Source organism: Bradyrhizobium yuanmingense, assembly GCF_029167105.1.
Classification (GTDB): Bacteria; Pseudomonadota; Alphaproteobacteria; order Rhizobiales; family Xanthobacteraceae; genus Bradyrhizobium; species Bradyrhizobium yuanmingense_A.
Genome location: NZ_JARFML010000124.1, coordinates 1 through 820, shown reverse-complemented (window position 1 = coordinate 820; position 820 = coordinate 1). Strand labels below are relative to the sequence as shown.

At 61.3% G+C, this 820-nt stretch carries 1 protein-coding gene; it reads left to right on the top strand.

Annotated features, from left to right (window positions below):
• Positions 1–820, top strand: an 820-nt coding sequence (locus tag P0R31_RS40740; RefSeq protein WP_275521248.1) for an amino acid adenylation domain-containing protein, incomplete at both ends; no start/stop codon positions are given.

Genomic DNA, 820 nt, shown 5'->3' with positions numbered 1-820 from the left:
GTGGTCGATCTGAAGACGGCCACGCCGGCCTGGGCCGAACGGCCGGCTTCGGACCCCGACCCGCGCACGCTTGGCCTCACATCGCGCCATCTCGCCTATGTGATCTACACCTCAGGCTCAACCGGAACTCCCAAAGGGGTACAGAATGAGCATCGGGCTATTATCAATCGCCTGATCTGGATGCAAAAGGCCTATGCACTCAGTGCGGCTGATGTCGTCTTGCAGAAGACCCCGTTCGGATTCGATGTCTCGGCCTGGGAATTCTTCTGGACATTGCTTGAAGGGGCAACCCTGGTGCTGGCGCTTCCTGGTGCGCACAAAGACCCAGATGCGCTTGTAGACTTGATAATCGGCGAGCGCATCACCACTGCGCACTTCGTACCATCCATGCTGGCCAGCTTCATGGACACGAAGGGCGTTGATCGCTGCACATCCCTGCAGCGTCTCGTGTGTAGTGGCGAGGCGCTTTCTGCCTCCCTTACGCAGAAGGTTCGGCGCGTATTACCCTGGACTGGTCTGCACAATCTATATGGTCCCACGGAAGCTGCTATCGACGTAACGGCCTGGAATTGTCCGGCTGATTTTAATGGGCCAGTGGTCCCGATCGGCCGTCCGATTGCGAACACGCGGGTGTACCTGCTGGACGGGCATGGCACGCCCGTGCCGTTCGGGGCGGTGGGCGAGCTTTACATCGGCGGGGCGGGAGTGGCGCGAGGCTATCTGAACCGCCCCGAGCTGACGGCCGAGCGCTTCATCGCCAGTCCCTTTGTGGACGGCGATCGGCTGTACCGGACCGGCGACCTCGGGCGTTATCTGCCGG